This is a genomic window from Neotabrizicola paludis (assembly GCF_044142105.1).
Taxonomy (GTDB): Bacteria; Pseudomonadota; Alphaproteobacteria; order Rhodobacterales; family Rhodobacteraceae; genus Pseudogemmobacter.
Map to the genome: position 1 here is coordinate 1 of NZ_JBGTYM010000026.1, position 1304 is coordinate 1304.

General features: G+C 66.2%; 1 protein-coding gene. It reads left to right on the top strand.

Annotation, left to right across the window (positions count from 1 at the left end; genetic code table 11):
- Complete coding sequence (gene glyA / locus ACED67_RS21600) at nucleotides 1-1296, top strand: serine hydroxymethyltransferase (protein WP_395543807.1); 1296 nt, start codon at nucleotides 1-3, stop codon at nucleotides 1294-1296.
- The last annotated feature ends 8 nt before the right edge of the window (nucleotides 1297-1304 follow it).

Genomic DNA, 1304 nt, shown 5'->3' on the forward strand with positions numbered 1-1304 from the left:
ATGAACGCCCCCCACCGCGATACCGGCTTCTTCACGGAAGCGCTTTCGTCCCGCGACCCCGAGCTCTACGGCGCGGTGACCTCGGAACTTGGCCGCCAGCGCGACGAGATCGAGCTGATCGCCTCCGAGAACATCGTCTCTCTGGCGGTGCTGCAGGCCCAGGGCTCGGTCCTGACCAACAAATATGCCGAGGGCTATCCGGGCAAGCGCTATTACGGCGGCTGCCAATATGTCGACATCGCCGAGACCCTGGCGATCGAGCGCGCCAAGGAGCTTTTCGGCTGCAACTATGCCAATGTGCAGCCGAATTCCGGCAGCCAGATGAACCAGGCCGTGTTCCTCGCGCTCCTGAAGCCGGGCGACACCTTCATGGGGCTGGACCTGAACTCGGGCGGTCACCTGACCCATGGCTCGCCGGTGAACATGTCGGGCAAATGGTTCAACGTGGTCTCTTATGGCGTGCGCCAGCAGGACCAGCGTCTGGACATGGACGAGGTCCGCGCCAAGGCGCTGGCGCACCGCCCGAAGCTGATCCTCGCCGGCGGCACCGCCTATAGCCGCGAATGGGACTGGGCCGCCTTCCGCGCCATCGCCGATGAGGTGGGGGCTTACCTGCATGTCGACATGGCCCATATCGCGGGTCTCGTGGCCGGCGGCGTCCATGCCTCGCCCATCCCGCATGCCCATGTCTGCACCACCACCACGCATAAATCGCTGCGCGGGCCGCGCGGTGGCATGATCCTGTGCAATGATGAAGAGATCGCGAAGAAGATCAATTCGGCCGTCTTCCCCGGCCTGCAGGGCGGCCCGCTGATGCATGTCATCGCCGCCAAGGCCGTCGCCTTCGGCGAGGCGCTGCGGCCGGAGTTCAAGGCCTATGCCGCCCAGGTCAAGGCCAATGCCGCCGCCATGGCGGATGAGCTGATGAAGGGCGGGATCGACATCGTCTCGGGCGGGACCGACAACCATCTCTGCCTGGCCGATCTGCGGCCGAAGAAGGTGACCGGCAAGGCCGCCGAGGCCGCCCTGGGCCGGGCGCATATCACCTGCAACAAGAACGGCGTGCCCTTCGACCCCGAAAAGCCCTTCGTCACCTCCGGCATCCGCCTGGGCGCCCCGGCCGGCACGACGCGCGGCTTCGGCGAGGCCGAATTCCGCCAGATCGCCCGCTGGATCACCGAGGTCGTCGACGGGCTGGCCGCCAATGGCGAGGCCGAGAATGGCGCCGTCGAGGCCAAGGTGAAGGCCGAAGTCAAAGCCCTCTGCGCAAAATTCCCGCTCTACCCCACGCTGTAAGCGCAAAG